16 protein-coding genes are annotated in these 14,536 nt (G+C 39.8%); 9 read left to right on the top strand and 7 right to left on the bottom strand.

What is annotated here, in order from left to right:
• Nucleotides 1-214 precede the first annotated feature (214 nt).
• From AA650_RS29015 to AA650_RS00050, 6 genes are all read left to right on the top strand, one after another.
• Nucleotides 215-340 carry a hypothetical protein gene (locus AA650_RS29015; protein ID WP_255549956.1) on the top strand — a complete coding sequence of 42 codons (126 nt, stop codon included), beginning with the start codon at nucleotides 215-217 and terminating at the stop codon, nucleotides 338-340.
• Between the two features lie 54 nt (nucleotides 341-394).
• A complete protein-coding gene (apcA, locus tag AA650_RS00070) occupies nucleotides 395-880 on the top strand; it encodes an allophycocyanin subunit alpha (RefSeq protein ID WP_039203384.1) in 486 nt (161 codons plus the stop codon).
• A 67-nt stretch (nucleotides 881-947) separates the two neighbouring features.
• On the top strand, nucleotides 948-1,433 hold the full coding sequence (apcB, locus tag AA650_RS00065) for an allophycocyanin subunit beta (RefSeq protein ID WP_027402733.1): 486 nt from the start codon (nucleotides 948-950) through the stop codon (nucleotides 1,431-1,433).
• 327 nt (nucleotides 1,434-1,760) lie between these two features.
• Entirely contained in the window at nucleotides 1,761-1,967 is a 207-nt protein-coding gene (locus AA650_RS00060; protein ID WP_027402734.1) for a phycobilisome linker polypeptide, read from the top strand.
• A gap of 701 nt (nucleotides 1,968-2,668) precedes the next feature.
• Nucleotides 2,669-2,971 (top strand): DUF433 domain-containing protein, encoded by a 303-nt coding sequence (locus AA650_RS00055; RefSeq protein WP_053537474.1) that lies wholly within the window; start codon nucleotides 2,669-2,671, stop codon nucleotides 2,969-2,971.
• Nucleotides 2,964-3,329, top strand: a complete 366-nt coding sequence (locus AA650_RS00050) for a DUF5615 family PIN-like protein (RefSeq protein WP_053541143.1) — start codon at nucleotides 2,964-2,966, stop codon at nucleotides 3,327-3,329. The genes AA650_RS00055 and AA650_RS00050 overlap by 8 nt, the downstream gene beginning before the upstream one ends.
• A gap of 121 nt (nucleotides 3,330-3,450) precedes the next feature.
• On the opposite strand, the gene dnaK is transcribed toward AA650_RS00050, so the two are convergent.
• Complete coding sequence (gene dnaK / locus AA650_RS00045; protein ID WP_053537473.1) at nucleotides 3,451-5,349, bottom strand: molecular chaperone DnaK; 1,899 nt, start codon at nucleotides 5,347-5,349, stop codon at nucleotides 3,451-3,453.
• A gap of 433 nt (nucleotides 5,350-5,782) precedes the next feature.
• Nucleotides 5,783-6,655, bottom strand: coding sequence for a phosphodiester glycosidase family protein (locus AA650_RS00040; RefSeq protein WP_053537472.1), 873 nt, complete (start codon nucleotides 6,653-6,655; stop codon nucleotides 5,783-5,785).
• 90 nt (nucleotides 6,656-6,745) lie between these two features.
• Here AA650_RS00040 and AA650_RS00035 point away from each other — a divergent pair, with 90 nt between their 5' ends.
• The 3 genes from AA650_RS00035 to AA650_RS00025 all read left to right on the top strand — a co-directional run bounded on the left by AA650_RS00035 (nucleotide 6,746) and on the right by AA650_RS00025 (nucleotide 10,692).
• On the top strand, nucleotides 6,746-7,318 hold the full coding sequence (locus AA650_RS00035; RefSeq protein WP_053537471.1) for an rRNA large subunit pseudouridine synthase E: 573 nt from the start codon (nucleotides 6,746-6,748) through the stop codon (nucleotides 7,316-7,318).
• 165 nt (nucleotides 7,319-7,483) lie between these two features.
• Entirely contained in the window at nucleotides 7,484-9,385 is a 1,902-nt protein-coding gene (locus AA650_RS00030; RefSeq protein ID WP_053537470.1) for a serine/threonine phosphatase, read from the top strand.
• A gap of 50 nt (nucleotides 9,386-9,435) precedes the next feature.
• The gene (locus AA650_RS00025; RefSeq protein WP_053537469.1) at nucleotides 9,436-10,692 is read left to right on the top strand and encodes a protein kinase domain-containing protein; all 1,257 of its coding nucleotides are present in this window, start codon (nucleotides 9,436-9,438) and stop codon (nucleotides 10,690-10,692) included.
• On the opposite strand, the gene AA650_RS00020 is transcribed toward AA650_RS00025, so the two are convergent.
• The 5 genes from AA650_RS00020 to dnaA form a co-directional block, all read right to left on the bottom strand.
• Nucleotides 10,678-11,295, bottom strand: a complete 618-nt coding sequence (locus AA650_RS00020; RefSeq protein ID WP_053537468.1) for a Uma2 family endonuclease — start codon at nucleotides 11,293-11,295, stop codon at nucleotides 10,678-10,680. The two genes, AA650_RS00025 and AA650_RS00020, sit on opposite strands and share 15 nt — an antisense overlap.
• A 377-nt stretch (nucleotides 11,296-11,672) precedes the next feature.
• Complete coding sequence (locus tag AA650_RS00015) at nucleotides 11,673-11,891, bottom strand: DUF4327 family protein (protein WP_027402742.1); 219 nt, start codon at nucleotides 11,889-11,891, stop codon at nucleotides 11,673-11,675.
• Nucleotides 11,892-12,084: 193 nt separating this feature from the next.
• Nucleotides 12,085-12,249 (bottom strand): hypothetical protein, encoded by a 165-nt coding sequence (locus tag AA650_RS27410; RefSeq protein WP_168635647.1) that lies wholly within the window; start codon nucleotides 12,247-12,249, stop codon nucleotides 12,085-12,087.
• Between the two features lie 153 nt (nucleotides 12,250-12,402).
• Complete coding sequence (locus AA650_RS00010) at nucleotides 12,403-12,834, bottom strand: nucleoside deaminase (RefSeq protein WP_053537467.1); 432 nt, start codon at nucleotides 12,832-12,834, stop codon at nucleotides 12,403-12,405.
• Nucleotides 12,835-13,080: 246 nt separating this feature from the next.
• Nucleotides 13,081-14,493: a chromosomal replication initiator protein DnaA gene (gene dnaA, locus AA650_RS00005; RefSeq protein ID WP_051424346.1), complete on the bottom strand. Its 1,413-nt coding sequence runs from the start codon at nucleotides 14,491-14,493 to the stop codon at nucleotides 13,081-13,083.
• Nucleotides 14,494-14,536: the final 43 nt, after the last annotated feature.

Here is a 14,536-nt window from a genome sequence, read left to right as displayed (position 1 = left end):
TCCTTTCTTCTCCCTCATGATTCAGAAAAGACTGTTTAATCTGGATTTCACAGGCTTTTTACTGTTCCCTGTTCCCTGTTTCCTGTTTCCTGTTCCCTGTTTCCTGTTTCCTGTTTCCTGTTCCCTGTTTACTGTTCCCTGTTCCCTGTTCCCTGTTCCCTGAGAATGAGCAAATCTGAAAATAAGTGTTACAAAATATTAAGAGCAGTAATAAATGCTCAACATAATACTGGACAATATTTTGCGGGAGGTAATTGAGTTTTCCACCTGGTTTACACCAAATCCAGACAATCTGGCTAAAAATGTCAACCAAGTTGTCAAGTCACTATCAACCACATAAAGTCGTACCAGTTTAATCAAATTCTGGTTCCATTAGTTTTGGAGGAATCCATTAATGAGTATCGTCACGAAAGCCATCGTGAATGCTGATGCGGAAGCTCGCTACCTCAGCCCCGGTGAATTAGATAGAATCAAAGGTTTTGTTGCAGGTGGCGCACAACGTCTCCGCATCGCTCAAGTATTGACCGAAAACCGCGAGCGCATTGTTAAGCAAGCTGGCGACCAACTGTTCCAAAAACGTCCTGACGTTGTTTCCCCCGGTGGTAACGCTTACGGTCAAGAAATGACAGCTACTTGCTTGCGTGACTTGGACTACTACCTCCGTCTCGTTACCTACGGAATCGTTTCTGGTGATGTTACAGCCATCGAAGAAATCGGTATCGTTGGTGTACGCGAAATGTACAAATCTTTGGGTACTCCCATTGATGCAGTTGCTGGTGGCGTTGCCGCTATGAAGAACGTTGCTGCTACCTTGTTGTCTGCTGAAGACTCCGGTGAAGCTGGTTCTTACTTCGACTACGTTGTTGGTGCAATGCAGTAAGTTTTAGCTGTAACTCGGCTCAAACTAAAACTGTAGCAATAAGGTTGGAAATAAGGAAAAAACAACAATGCAAGACGCAATTACCTCCGTTATCAATTCTTCAGACGTTCAAGGTAAATACCTTGATACCGCTGCTCTCGAAAAGCTAAAAGGCTACTTCGCTACTGGTGAACTGCGCGTTCGTGCAGCTACAACCATCAGCGCTAATGCTGCTGCGATCGTTAAAGAAGCTGTAGCTAAATCCTTGTTGTACTCTGACATCACCCGTCCCGGTGGTAATATGTACACCACCCGTCGTTACGCAGCTTGTATCCGTGACTTGGATTACTACTTGCGCTATTCTACCTACGCTATGTTGGCTGGTGACGCTTCCATTTTGGACGAGCGTGTATTAAATGGTTTGAAAGAAACCTACAACTCCTTGGGAGTACCCGTAGGCGCTACAATTCAAGCTATCAGTGCTATGAAGGAAGTAACCGCTAGTTTGGTTGGTCCTGACGCTGGTAAGGAAATGGGCGTTTACTTCGACTATATCTCCTCTGGCTTGAGCTAGGAGTTAGCTTTGCACTTAGTGATGTAGGTGCGGCATTATTAAGGTCTGGAGATCAATCATGATTGCTAGAAGGTTCTCTTGCTAATTGATTGTAAGTGTTATCAGTCTGGTGCTGATGGTTGATTTCCAGCCTTGGAAAAAATAATTGTCAGGAGTCAGGAGTCAGAATATTTGATATATTGATAAGTAATCAAATATAGTTTTTGGCATAAAATTTAGAAAAGCTGACCACTGATAGCTAAATCCTTACAGATAAATTAAAGATTTTCACTCAAGACATTTGAGATAAAAAAGTTTCCCAAACAATATCAGGAGATTTAAAACAAAATGGCTCGTTTATTTAAAGTAACTGCTTGTGTTCCTAGCCTATCTCGGACTCGCACCCAACGCGAATTACAAAATACTTACTTTACTAAGTTAGTTCCTTATGAAAATTGGTTCCGTGAACAACAACGGATTCAAAAAATGGGTGGCAAGATTGTTAAAGTGGAATTAGCAACCGGTAAACAAGGTACTAATGCTGGTTTGTCTTAATTTCTATAAATCAAACATTATTTTATTTTGATTTTGGAAGGGGTCTAAAAAGACCTCTTTTTTTGTGCCTTTGATTTGATATAAGTAATTGGACAAAAATATTTAGGTTCTTCCGTACCTGTTATGCCAAATATGAGTTTATTTACCCCACAACCCATATAAATAAAGGATTTTATTGTTTTTGATACCAAATTTGTCAAAATAACCAATAAATTAATGTAAAATCCTTATATAACAAGGATCTTGGGATTTAAAAAAAATAATTTAGCATAACAAGTACCGAAGAGCTAATATTTACAGTCATTGCGAGCGAAGGGAAGCAATCACAACCCTTGCAATTGCTTCATTTCACTTCGTTCCATATGGCTAACGCCACGCAACGATTACGCAATGACATTGTGTAATTAATTCTGTCTCACTACTTATTAAGAAGCAATTTGCATTAGAGAACTCCACAAAAAAGATGAACTGCTTGCAGCAGCGCCTCGCTATCCAATCTTGTGGGATGTGGGATGCCCGTCCTTGTATTATTAGCGGGCAAGACTTGTACTGAGCTTGTCGATAGCGAAGCGTGGCGTTAGCCATAGTATGCCCGCACCACAAGAAATTTTAGGATATTTTTTTAATTGGAAGTCTCTTATTAGCTGAAACGCTTATGATAGACTAAAGTGAAGTAAAATAAGCAAGTAATTCTGTCAACTATGGCAACTGCTACTAACATTGGTACGCTAGTAACCTGTTCTCCAGGTGTGAATAATGGTCGTCCCATGATTACAGGGACTAAAACTTCTGTAAGTCGGGTGGTTATTCTTTACAAACAAGGTGCAAATGCTGAAGAAATTGCCCGCCGGATAAGTCACCTTAACCTTGCTCAAGTATATGCGGCTTTAGCTTACTATCACGCTAATCCTAATCAAATTGAGACTGAATTGGCTGAAGCAGACGCTGAATACTGGAATTTGGCAACTTTACATAGCCATAAAGATAAAAATGCAGATGAATAAAATCCGGTTGTATATTGACGAAGACGCAATGGATGAAGATTTTGTTCAAGCCTTACGTTCCCGCAATGTAGATGTATTAACAGTTGCCGATGTGGGAATGTTGTATAAATCAGATCCAGAACAGCTAACTTGGGCTAAAGAAAATAACCGAGTTATATTTAGCTTTAATGCTAGGGACTTTTACCAGATCCATACTACTTTACTGGAACAAGGTTTGTCTCACGCTGGAATAATTTTAGCACCTCAACAAAGATACGGAATTGGCGAATTAATGCGTGGAGTTTTGCGGCTGATTAACACTAAATCAACGCAAGGTATGCAGGGACAAATAGAATTTTTAAGCAACTGGGTTTATTAATAATCACTATCTCGCAATAACTAATTTAATTACCATTAAAAAATACCCATCCAGTTATTGCGCTAGGTGGGTATTAATAGTGTAGGGACGGGGGTTCCCCGCCCTTGATGAGAATTTATGACTACTTGCTTTCAGTGAAATCAGCATCAATAACATCATCACCAGAAGGAGCAGAACCACCGCTTGGAGGTTCAGTACCACCAGCACCGGCAGCATCACCAGCTTGTTGATAGATATTGCTACCAATAGCAAACAGAGCTTGTTGCAATTCTGGCATCAACTTCTGGATTTGAGCATCATCTTCTTTAGCAACAGCTTCCCGTACTTCCTTAACTAAACCTTCAACCTTAGTCTTATCAGCATCAGGGACTTTATCACCCAACTCTTGTAACTGCTTTTCAGCTTGATAAGCTAAAGAATCAGCTTGGTTTTTGCGTTCAATTTTTTCACGACGTTCCTTATCAGAAGAAGCATTTTGTTCAGCTTCTCTCACCATGCGTTCTACATCATTCTTATCCAGAGTAGAAGCACCAGTGATACTAATAGATTGTTCCTTACCAGTTCCCTTATCCTTAGCCGCAACATTGAGAATACCGTTAGCGTCAATATCAAAAGTAACTTCAATTTGGGGAACACCACGAGGAGCAGGAGGAATACCATCCAAACGGAAAGTTCCTAAGCTCTTGTTATCATTGGCGAATTCTCTCTCACCTTGGAGAACGTGAATTTCCACATTGGTTTGTCCGTCTACAGCAGTAGAGAACACTTCTGATTTCTTGGTAGGAATTGTAGTATTGCGAGGAATAATTTTAGTCATCACACCACCCAAGGTTTCTACACCCAAGGACAATGGTGTTACATCTAATAACAAGATGCCTGTAACATCACCAGCTAAGACACCCGCTTGAATAGCAGCACCAACAGCTACCACTTCATCAGGGTTAACGCTTTGGTTAGGATCTTTACCTAACACCCGTTTGACCACATCTTGAACTGCGGGAATCCGGGTAGAACCACCAACGAGAACAACTTCGTCAATATTGGTCTTATTTAACTTCGCACCTTTAAGTGCATCTTCTACAGGAATGCGGCAACGGTCAATTAAATCAGCGCAGAGTTCTTCAAACTTAGCGCGAGTAAGAACTGTATCCAAATGCTTTGGACCGTCCTGAGTAGCAGTGATAAATGGTAGGTTAATTTCTGCTTGAGTAACGCTAGAAAGTTCAATTTTGGCTTTTTCTGCGGCTTCAGTCAGACGTTGTAAAGCTTGTTTGTCCTTACGGAGGTCAATACCTTCGTCTTTTTTGAACTGTTCAGCTAGGAAGTCAACGATTTTTTTATCAAAGTCGTCACCACCCAGGTGAGTATCACCGGATGTTGATAATACTTCAAATACACCGTCACCTACTTCTAGAACAGATACGTCGAAAGTACCACCACCCAAGTCAAATACCAGGATAGTTTCGTTACTCTTTTTATCAAAGCCATAAGCTAGGGAAGCTGCGGTAGGTTCGTTGATAATGCGGAGAACGTCAATACCAGCGATTTTTCCCGCGTCCTTAGTAGCTTGACGCTGAGAGTCGTTGAAGTAAGCGGGAACGGTAATTACAGCTTGGGTAACAGTTTCACCCAGGTATTTACTAGCATCTTCAACCAATTTGCGGAGAACTTTCGCAGAAATTTCTTCAGGAGCAAATTGTTTACCAGCACCAGGAGAATCTACCTTAACGTTACCGCCACTGCTGAGAACTTTATAAGAAACTTCTGTAGCTTCGTTGGTAATTTCGTCGAAACGACGACCAATAAAGCGTTTCACTGAATAAAAAGTATTTTCGGGGTTCATTACCGCTTGGCGTTTAGCGATTTGACCCACTAAATTGTCGCCATTTTTAGCAAATGCAACTACCGAGGGTGTTGTCCGAAAACCTTCCGCATTAGCAATAACAGTGGGTTTACCACCTTCCATTACTGCTACACAGGAGTTAGTCGTTCCTAAATCAATTCCAACTACTTTTGCCATTTTGGGTGTTTGCTCCGTATAAAATTACTAAATGAACTCAGAGAGAATATAAAATTGCATTAACTAACTGCTAATAACAATCAGTTGCCCAAAAAGAAACTGATGGCTTTGCTGGGAAGACAATCCCAAACTAGGCTACCCAGGGCAAGAAATAGAAATAAACTCAGTGGTAGCCATTCCATGCAGGGTGGTTTACCGAACCGTCAGGGGAACGGTGAATTTTATAAATTATGTCTAGTGGTTTCATGGATTTATGTGCTTTCACATTGACTAATGTATGGGAATTAATACTTTCAGGAATTGGGGTGAACCGTAACTTTATAGTCGTATTTGCCGTCAAACCCCATTAAAAATTAAATACTATACCCCTGACTCCGTAATCAAGGGCTGGCTAATTGGTAATTATTCCTCTAATTCCTGAACCGTGCCTTATTTACGAGGCAGGTATGGAAGGGTATTCTCCTTTTTGAAACTTCAGCCATGCCTGTTCTAAGGCTGTGGGAGCGGGATTTGTGGCATCATAAATGACGATTACATTGGTTAAAGGTCTACCCGCGGGAACTACAATATTAGTCTTGTTGGCTAAGGCTCTGGATGCTCCACCATCTAAATTCATAGCTTCATAACAACCGATCGCTTTCATTGCCTCTGCTTCCTGCTGTAAAGTGAGGTTAATTTCAAAATTGGCTAAAATCAGCTTTGTGCCGTCCTGAGTAAAACCAATGGCTGTGCGATCGCTATTGCCTAAAACAACAGGATCTTTAAAGCCTTCAATACTGGGATTTATCCATATTTCCCCCTGTCGCAATAATCTCGGTCCACAGGTTAGGGAAAACCAATGTTTATTCCATTCCGGTTTACCGTCTACTCTGGCTGTTACCATTTCTGGTTTATTGTCAACTCCTAATCCCAAGGTAGTCCCAAAATTTTCCCAGCGACTGTATTTGACAAATTTTCCCCCAGCTACCATGTTACCCATCACTGTTTTTTGAGGATTTTTGGCGAAGAATGTGCCATTAGCAACTACAGCAGCCTTATAACGCGCTACTAATTTACTAAATTCTTCATCACCACTGGTTTTTTGAATGGTGTTCGCAAAGCTGGCATTTTTGGCTAAACCCATTGTAATCAAGGTTTTTGGATCTGTGAGATCAACTATGGTTTGATAAAAAGGGATACCATTAATTTGACTTTTGTTTACCTGAACTGGTTGAGCATAACTAGGTAATGTTAAGGTTAATCCTTGTGCTAAGGTTGCCCCACCCAGAAATAAAAAGGATCTGCGGCTGATTTTGCTAATTGTCATAATTGATGTTTATTAATCCTTTCTTCTTTTTCCTGAATCCTGAATGGGCGCAGTCCCTGCGCCCCTACCTCCTGACTCCTTCTATATTTTATGAATAATCGGTATATTATTTTTCACAAACCCTATGGGGTTTTGAGCCAATTTACTCAAGAAAGTCCCAAACATATTACGCTAAAAGAGTATATAGATGTTCCCGATGTTTATGCTGTGGGGCGTTTAGATTGGGATAGTGAGGGGTTACTGTTACTAACAAATGATGGACAGTTACAGCATCGTCTAGCACATCCGCGCTTTGGTCATCAACGTACTTATTGGGCGCAGGTGGAACGTATTCCTGATGTTGATGCAATTCATCAGCTACAAACTGGGGTAGAAATTCAAGATTACCGGACTCGTCCTGCTCAAGTTAGGTTATTGTTAGAAGAACCATCCGTAGTCCAACGTATTCCCCCCATTCGATTTCGGAAAAGTATTCCCACAGCTTGGCTAGAAATGACCTTAACTGAAGGTAAAAATCGCCAAGTCCGTCGCATGACTGCTGCTGTGGGTTTTCCGACTTTGCGGTTAATTAGGATAAGTATTGGTAATATTCAATTAGATGATTTAGCACCAGGACAATGGCGAGAACTCACTCCCTTAGAAGTCACAAGATTAAATCATTAACCGGAAAAATAGATTAAGGTACTGTAATACCAGTATACAAAAAGAGTGTCAACAATAGCACTTAGTTCTTAGGTTACATAATTTTAATTTTAGTTATTTAATTGTGGACTGTTTGAATATTTGTAGCTAAAAGCACCTTACCAGGAAAATCAAGGAAGTCCGACTATGCTGATTTGCCCCCAGTGTAAATTTGAAAACGGTGATAGTAATAAGTTCTGTCAAAGCTGTGGTATATCCTTAGCTCATAAAATCTGCTCTGAATGTAGTGCCGATATGGCTTTAGATGCACAGTATTGTTATAAATGTGGTGCAGAATCTAGCACAGTTTGGTACGCGCTCATTACTCAGGCAGTGGATAAGGTAGTTTCTGTTGTGGCGGAAACTGCGAAATTAAGCCAAAATCTAGAAAATATAGCGGATGGTGGCGGAGATTCTGGTCTGTTATCCAAATTTGTTTTAGATGCTTATTTAGATCCTTGGCAACGTTATCGCTTGTTAGAATCTCCACAAGAATTTGCGGATTATATAGAAGTCAAGGTTCTAGATTGTCAACCTTACAAAATATCACTGATTGGGGCAATGCTTTTGCACGAAACCAAGATGGATATAAGGACAATTCCGGGTCTGGCGGAAGCTTATCTAAAATTGCAGGTAGATAAGCGCCCAGGAATACCAAATATTCATGATGCTTGGCAGCAAGATCATTTTCAAGTAGTCTTGTTAGAAGACAGATCCAATTTCCCGACGTTGCTTGATGTTTTGCGACGAGATACAGTAAGTCCGTTGGAAATTTTACATTGGTTTTATCAAATGACTCAACTTTGGGAGTTGTTAGAAACTGTAAATTGTCGCCAAAGTTTGTTGGAGTTGTCGAACTTGCGCTTAGATGAAGACCAAACTCTAATATTACAAAGGCTATATATAGAGACACCGTTACTAACACCACAACCACCCGAAGTTTTAGATTTGACGAAAATACGAGAGAATGGACAACAAGCTTTAACTCTTAAAAGTTTGGGTCGGATGTGGCAAACTTTGTTTAGAGAATCCCAACACACTCCATTGGATTGTGTGGTGCAGATGTTAGAGTATGTGGAATCTGGGAATATTCAAACTCTGGCGCAATTGCTATCGCATTTACAAGAAATAGCAGAAGAATGTCATCAGGAACAACCAACTTCATCACCTGTCTTGGCACTAAGTAATGATACAAAAAATAAAAGTGATGAAGCCCTAACTCTAGTTCTATCCATGCAGCTAAGTAGCGTGGAATATGCAGCAGCTACTGATGTGGGTCGTCAACGCGACCATAATGAGGACTATTTTGGTGTTGATAGTCAAGTTCACAAGATAGAGTTACCAGGAAATAGTCAAGTTACAACACAAGGTTTATATATTCTTTGTGATGGTATGGGTGGTCATGCTGGAGGTGAAATAGCTAGTCAATTAGCGGTAAATACTATCCGTCAATACTTTCAAAAAACTTGGGTAGATACAGAATTGCCTCGCAAGGAGTCTATTCTTCACGCAGTTTATCTGGCTAATCAGGCTATTTATGAGCTTAATCAAAAAGAAGCTCGTTCTGGTATTGGTCGCATGGGTACTACTTTGGTCATGCTACTAATTCAAGATAATCAAGCGGCAATTGCTCATGTGGGAGATAGTCGTCTTTATTGGCTGACTCGCAAGCAAGGACTAGAACAAATAACTATAGACCATGAAGTTGGTCAACGAGAAATTGCTAGGGGTATAGAACCTAGTATTGCCTATGGACGTGCAGATGCTTATCAACTTACCCAAGCTTTAGGTCCACGCAACGAAGATGCTCTCCATCCTGATGTGATGTTATTTGATATCAATGAAGATATGCTTCTGGTATTGGTTTCAGATGGTTTATCAGATAATGACTGCTTAGAAACTCATTGGCAAACCCATCTCCAACCCTTATTAAGTTCTTCTAGTAATTTAGTCACAGGGGTTCAAGATTTAATTGAATTGGGTAATGAACACAATGGTCATGACAATATTACAGCTATACTAGTGCGAGTGAAAGTCAGACTATCTTAGCAAAGTTGCTTCTAAAATTAGTTTTTTGATCTTAAATTTTAGGTTGTATTGTGATTACTTTGACCCTATTAGAAAAAAGCACAAAAACACCGCTGAAACAGTGGTGCTTTGAGGGTTCTACCGTCGTTCGCATTGGTCGGGCGGTAGATAATCACGTTGTTTTGGCTGACAATTTAGTTTCTCGGTATCATTTAGAACTGAAATTAGTTACTAATGCTGGAGGGGATGATTGGGAGTTAATTAGTCATGGAACTAATGGCACTTTCCTCAATGGCTTTTTGGTTACTAAATCTATCGTTGCTGATAATTCTTTGCTGCAATTAGCTCAGGGTGGTCCTGTACTCAAGGTACAAGTTCAGGAATTATCTCCTCTACTTATCCGAGCTTCAGGTTCAGGAAATGGAGAAATTAATCAAAAGATAATTCCAGAATATTCCAGTGCTGGTTGTACTCACGAAGGGAATCGTCCTCAAAATGTGTTTTGTGTTCACTGTGGTCAACCAATTTTGGTGCAAAAGACTATTCGTCATTATCAGGTATTACGCACTTTGGGAAAGGGTGGTATGGGTACTACCTATTTAGCTTGGGATGGTGTTGGTGAAATTACTGGTGTACCACAATTACTGGTAATTAAGCAGATGAATGCTGATATGGTGAAAATTCCCAAAGCTCAAGAGTTATTCATCCGAGAGGCTAGTATTCTCAAGCATCTTAATCATGGGGGAGTTCCCAAGTATTATGATTTCTTTGTGGAAGATGGTAAAAAATACTTGGCTATGGAGTTAATTCATGGACAAGATTTAGACAAACGGATTCGCTTAACTGGACCTGTAACTCCGAAGCAAGCGATCGCTTGGATGATCCAAACTTGTGATATTCTAGATTATCTGCATCACCAACATACACCATTAATTCACCGGGATATTAAGCCGGCTAATTTGATGGTGCGAAGTGGTAATAATAGTATTGTTGTATTGGATTTTGGTGCTGTTAAGGAAATTGGCACAAAACCAGGGACAAGAATCGGGGCTGAGGGTTTTTGCGCTCCTGAACAGGAACGGGGACAACCGCTTACCCAATCTGATTTGTATGCTATTGGTCCGACGTTAATTTTTTTATTAACTGGGGAAAATCCTTTAAAATTTTATCGGCAAAGGGGGCGTAATTTTCGCTTTGAGGTTAAAGGGATACCAACAATTAGTGATAAATTAAGACAGGTAATTGATTGTGTGACAGAACCTTTACCACGCGATCGCTATCATACTGCAAAGGAGTTGGCTCAGGCATTAATATCAATCAGCAGTTAGCAAAATCTGGTTAGCGGTTAGGTTCAATTCGGGAAAAGTGCGGGAAATTATTTGCTCATTGTCTCTAAAATGGTTAATTTCATACTCATCACCAATTAGAGAACAAATTGATATGGTAGGTTGTTTTGGTTCACCCACGAATTTACCAGCACCAAAGGGTTGATAATCAACAATCCAATATTCTTTAATTCCCATTTCTTCATAATCACTATATTTTCTATAGTAATCAACTCGCCAATTGCTACTCACCACTTCGATGATTAATGGCACAGAATCACCTTGAGTTACTGTTGCTTTTTTTTCCCAAAGCGGTTCATTGACTAGATTTGTGGAATTTATCAACAAAACATCTGGACAATAGGCTGATTCCGTTGTTGGTGGTTTAACTAATGCCTGTTTGGGAATAAAATAGGGAAGATTTAAGCGGCGGCACTCTATAGCCAATTCTATAGTTAAAACCCCGGTTCTGCTTTCGTGTTTTCCTAATGGTGGATTCATCTCAATAATTTCCCCATCATGCAGTTCATAAAATCCGCCTTCTGGTTTCCATTTAATAAACTCTTCAAAGGTTACTAACTGGGTTTTAGGTAAGGTTTGAACCATAATTTACCTACCTTAATAAAAATGCTTGAGTATGTGTTTGGACGGGGAATTTTAGATTTTAGATTTTAGATTTTAGATTTTAGATTAAAAAATTTGGTATCAGTCTCCGTCCTCTACTGATGGAAAAATACTCGCTGCGCTGCATACGCTTCGCTAACGTCAATTCTAAATCCAAAATTTTCCAGCCCTACACTTGAGGGTGGAGTCAATCCAAAATCGTTCGACTGAGCGAAGTCGAAGTCCAAAATCGTCAATCCAAAATCGGGTGACGAAGAAATTGCACCCACCATAAAAACAAGGACAAAGTTCTATCATTGCTGGAGGTAGGTGTATCTACGTCAAATCTATCCTAGATATAGCCAATCTAATTTAGATGTTTAATCGTCGTCCCACTTTTCTACCGCTAATAAATCGCCAATTGGATCTTGGGTGCTAAATCCAAAGTCCAGCAACTCCTGTTTCCAATGTTGCCAATCATCGCCATAGAGTAAGGCAATCTTCCAAATCCTATCATTGGGTTTGATAATATTGGATTCTACGAGTGATTGCACGTTGCGCTGCAATTTCACCATTGGGTGAATTACTTGCTGAATCATAAACTCGGTGTATTTCAGATTTTTGTGTGTAAATTCTTGATCAAAACAGCCTTCCGCTTGCAATTATTACCTGCGCGTAGAGCAATTATAGTTTGGTAAAGCTAGTTCTAACTTTTCCACTATACCATAAATAACAAGAGTAAGCTGCTTGGGAATTCGGTTTTGTACGGTAATTACCACTACTAGACGCTATTTATGCTGAACAGTCGTGGCAATATCCAGCCAACAAGGTTTTTAGGCTTGCGATCGCCATCATAACGCAACTGGAGAAAATTGACACTAATTTCTCAATTTTAATTGTGGGGTCAATATAAATGGGTAATGGGTAATGGGTAATGGGTAATAGGTTTTTGGACAATTTTACAGGAATATCCGGTAAGCGTAAAGCTCAGTGGCTTGGCTCCCTGAGAGTGTCAATTTTCATTCATTTCTTCTTCCTCCTGAACTCCTGATAGCGCAGCGTGGCGTTAGCCATACTCCTGAATGGGCGCAGACCCTGCGCCCCTACCTCCTATCTCCCAATATCTTCATCCCAAAGTTCCGGGTTAGTTGTAATAAATTCACTCATCATTTGTTCACATTCATCTAAATTTAGATCTATGACTTCCACACCGTGAGATACCATAAACTCTCTAGCGCCAGGAAAAGTTTTTGATTCTCCAGCAATAACTTTTTTAATCCCAAACTGCACCACAGCACCGGCACACAAATAACAAGGCATTAACGTAGAGTAGAAGATTGTACCTCTGTAGTTACCAATTCTGCTCGCATTACGGAGACAATCAATCTCCGCATGAGTTACAGGATCACCATCTTGGACGCGCTTATTGTGTCCCTGTCCGACAATTTTACCATCCTTAACCAAAACAGAGCCAATGGGAATTCCCCCTTCTTGTCTACCTTGTTTAGCCTGGAAAATTGCAGCACTCATAAATTCATCCATTTGTCAATACTCATGATATAAAAAAACAAATAATCTGGATAGTTACCTGTGGAAAAACTGTGGAAAAACTATCCTGAATTTTCCCAAAATCATCATACTTCATGAAACTGATAAATAATAAATTAAAGTTTTCCACAGCTTTGCGGCAAAAAATTGGATTTTGACCGCAATTTTAAATAAAAATTAATCATTTATTATATTTTTCTTAAAATTCGGACTTAATAGTGCAGATTTTAATGGGATAAGTTAGTTTTTTGGGTTGTGGAAAACATCAACGATATTAATTCTATTTTTGGTAGTAGCCATTTGGATGCGATCGCTCAATTGGTGTAAAGTTTGAATTAAACTCTGATCACTCTCCTTTAACTGGGTAATTTTCTCACAACTATACATCACCGTCGTATGATCTTTACCCCCAAACTCCTCCCCTATCTTGGGTAAACTCAAATTCGTAAGTTGTCGCATTAAATACATTCCTATTTGCCTAGCCCAACTTATTTCTCGACGACGGGAATTACCCTTCAAATCCTCAATAGAAACATTCAAAGCATCTGCAACTATATTTAAAATTATCTCAGGAGTAGTTTCTATTTTCTGACTAGGAGTGCCTAAAATCGGTGACAGATTTTCCACAGTCATAGGTAAACCCCAAATAGAAATATAAGCCAAAGCTCGAATTAACGCCCCCTCCAACTCACGGATATTAGAAGTACAATTAGAAGCGATGTATTCAACCACCTCTCGTGGTAAACGAATATTTTCATACTCAGCTTTTTTTTGCAGAATTGCCATTCTCGTCTCTAAATCAGGCATTTGCACATCAGCAATTAGCCCCATAGAAAACCGTGAACACAACCGTTCTTGTAAACTGGGAATTTGATTAGGAGGACGGTCTGAAGCAATTACAACTTGCTTACCCGCCTCATGTAAAGTATTAAAAGTATGAAAAAATTCCTCTTGAGTATATTCCTTCCCCTCCAAAAACTGAATATCATCAACTAGCAGCATATCAGCAGCCCGATAATGTTCGCGGAAACTCTGCATACTATCTTGACGAATTGCAGTAATCAAATCATTTGTAAACTGCTCCGTAGACACATAAAATATCTTAGAATGAGGACAGATTTCCCAGCGATAATTACCAATAGCTTGCATTAAGTGAGTTTTCCCCAAACCCACACCACCACATAAAAATAACGGATTAAATTCCCTACCCGGATATTCTGCCACGGCTAGAGAAGCCGCATGAGCCATGCGATTATTAGCTCCGACAACGAAACGAGAAAAAACATATTTAGAATTTAAATCTGAAGTCTTTTGCGAATTTATGGGAGCATTTGCCAAAATATGATTTATTGCTGGTAATTTCCCCTCCACTTCCGGTTTATCCACATGAGAAACTCCCTTATCCTCAACTACAGTAATATAAATCTCTATTGGATAACCCACAATATCGTGGACTACATTAGCAATAGTATTAATGTAATACTTCTGAAGCCAATTGCGAGCAAAAGGATTAGGAGCATATATTACCAAACAGTTATTTTCTAGCTGCTGTGCATAAGCTGTTTTAATCCAAGTTTCAAAGGTAGGCGGAGCTAACTCTAACTGTAACCGCTCTAATACACGATTCCATAAATCATCTATGGGAATTTCCATTAACGCCACCTTTATCCGTAATTCCTAATTCCTAATTCGTAAT

This window comes from Anabaena sp. WA102 (genome assembly GCF_001277295.1).
In the GTDB taxonomy this organism is placed as follows: domain Bacteria; phylum Cyanobacteriota; class Cyanobacteriia; order Cyanobacteriales; family Nostocaceae; genus Dolichospermum; species Dolichospermum heterosporum.
Note: the sequence above shows the minus strand (reverse complement) of the source record. Positions and strands in the feature narration are given on the sequence as shown.

Bases quoted from the DNA above. Each gene is read 5' to 3' on its own strand.
- AA650_RS29015 (WP_255549956.1), top strand. From the start codon at position 215: ATGCTCAACATAATACTGGACAATATTTTGCGGGAGGTAATTGAGTTT.
- apcA (WP_039203384.1), top strand. From the start codon at position 395: ATGAGTATCGTCACGAAAGCCATCGTGAATGCTGATGCGGAAGCTCGC.
- apcB (WP_027402733.1), top strand. From the start codon at position 948: ATGCAAGACGCAATTACCTCCGTTATCAATTCTTCAGACGTTCAAGGT.
- AA650_RS00060 (WP_027402734.1), top strand. From the start codon at position 1,761: ATGGCTCGTTTATTTAAAGTAACTGCTTGTGTTCCTAGCCTATCTCGG.
- AA650_RS00055 (WP_053537474.1), top strand. From the start codon at position 2,669: ATGGCAACTGCTACTAACATTGGTACGCTAGTAACCTGTTCTCCAGGT.
- AA650_RS00050 (WP_053541143.1), top strand. From the start codon at position 2,964: ATGAATAAAATCCGGTTGTATATTGACGAAGACGCAATGGATGAAGAT.
- dnaK (WP_053537473.1), bottom strand. From the start codon at position 5,349: ATGGCAAAAGTAGTTGGAATTGATTTAGGAACGACTAACTCCTGTGTA.
- AA650_RS00040 (WP_053537472.1), bottom strand. From the start codon at position 6,655: ATGACAATTAGCAAAATCAGCCGCAGATCCTTTTTATTTCTGGGTGGG.
- AA650_RS00035 (WP_053537471.1), top strand. From the start codon at position 6,746: ATGAATAATCGGTATATTATTTTTCACAAACCCTATGGGGTTTTGAGC.
- AA650_RS00030 (WP_053537470.1), top strand. From the start codon at position 7,484: ATGCTGATTTGCCCCCAGTGTAAATTTGAAAACGGTGATAGTAATAAG.
- AA650_RS00020 (WP_053537468.1), bottom strand. From the start codon at position 11,295: ATGGTTCAAACCTTACCTAAAACCCAGTTAGTAACCTTTGAAGAGTTT.
- AA650_RS00015 (WP_027402742.1), bottom strand. From the start codon at position 11,891: ATGATTCAGCAAGTAATTCACCCAATGGTGAAATTGCAGCGCAACGTG.
- AA650_RS00010 (WP_053537467.1), bottom strand. From the start codon at position 12,834: ATGGATGAATTTATGAGTGCTGCAATTTTCCAGGCTAAACAAGGTAGA.
- dnaA (WP_051424346.1), bottom strand. From the start codon at position 14,493: ATGGAAATTCCCATAGATGATTTATGGAATCGTGTATTAGAGCGGTTA.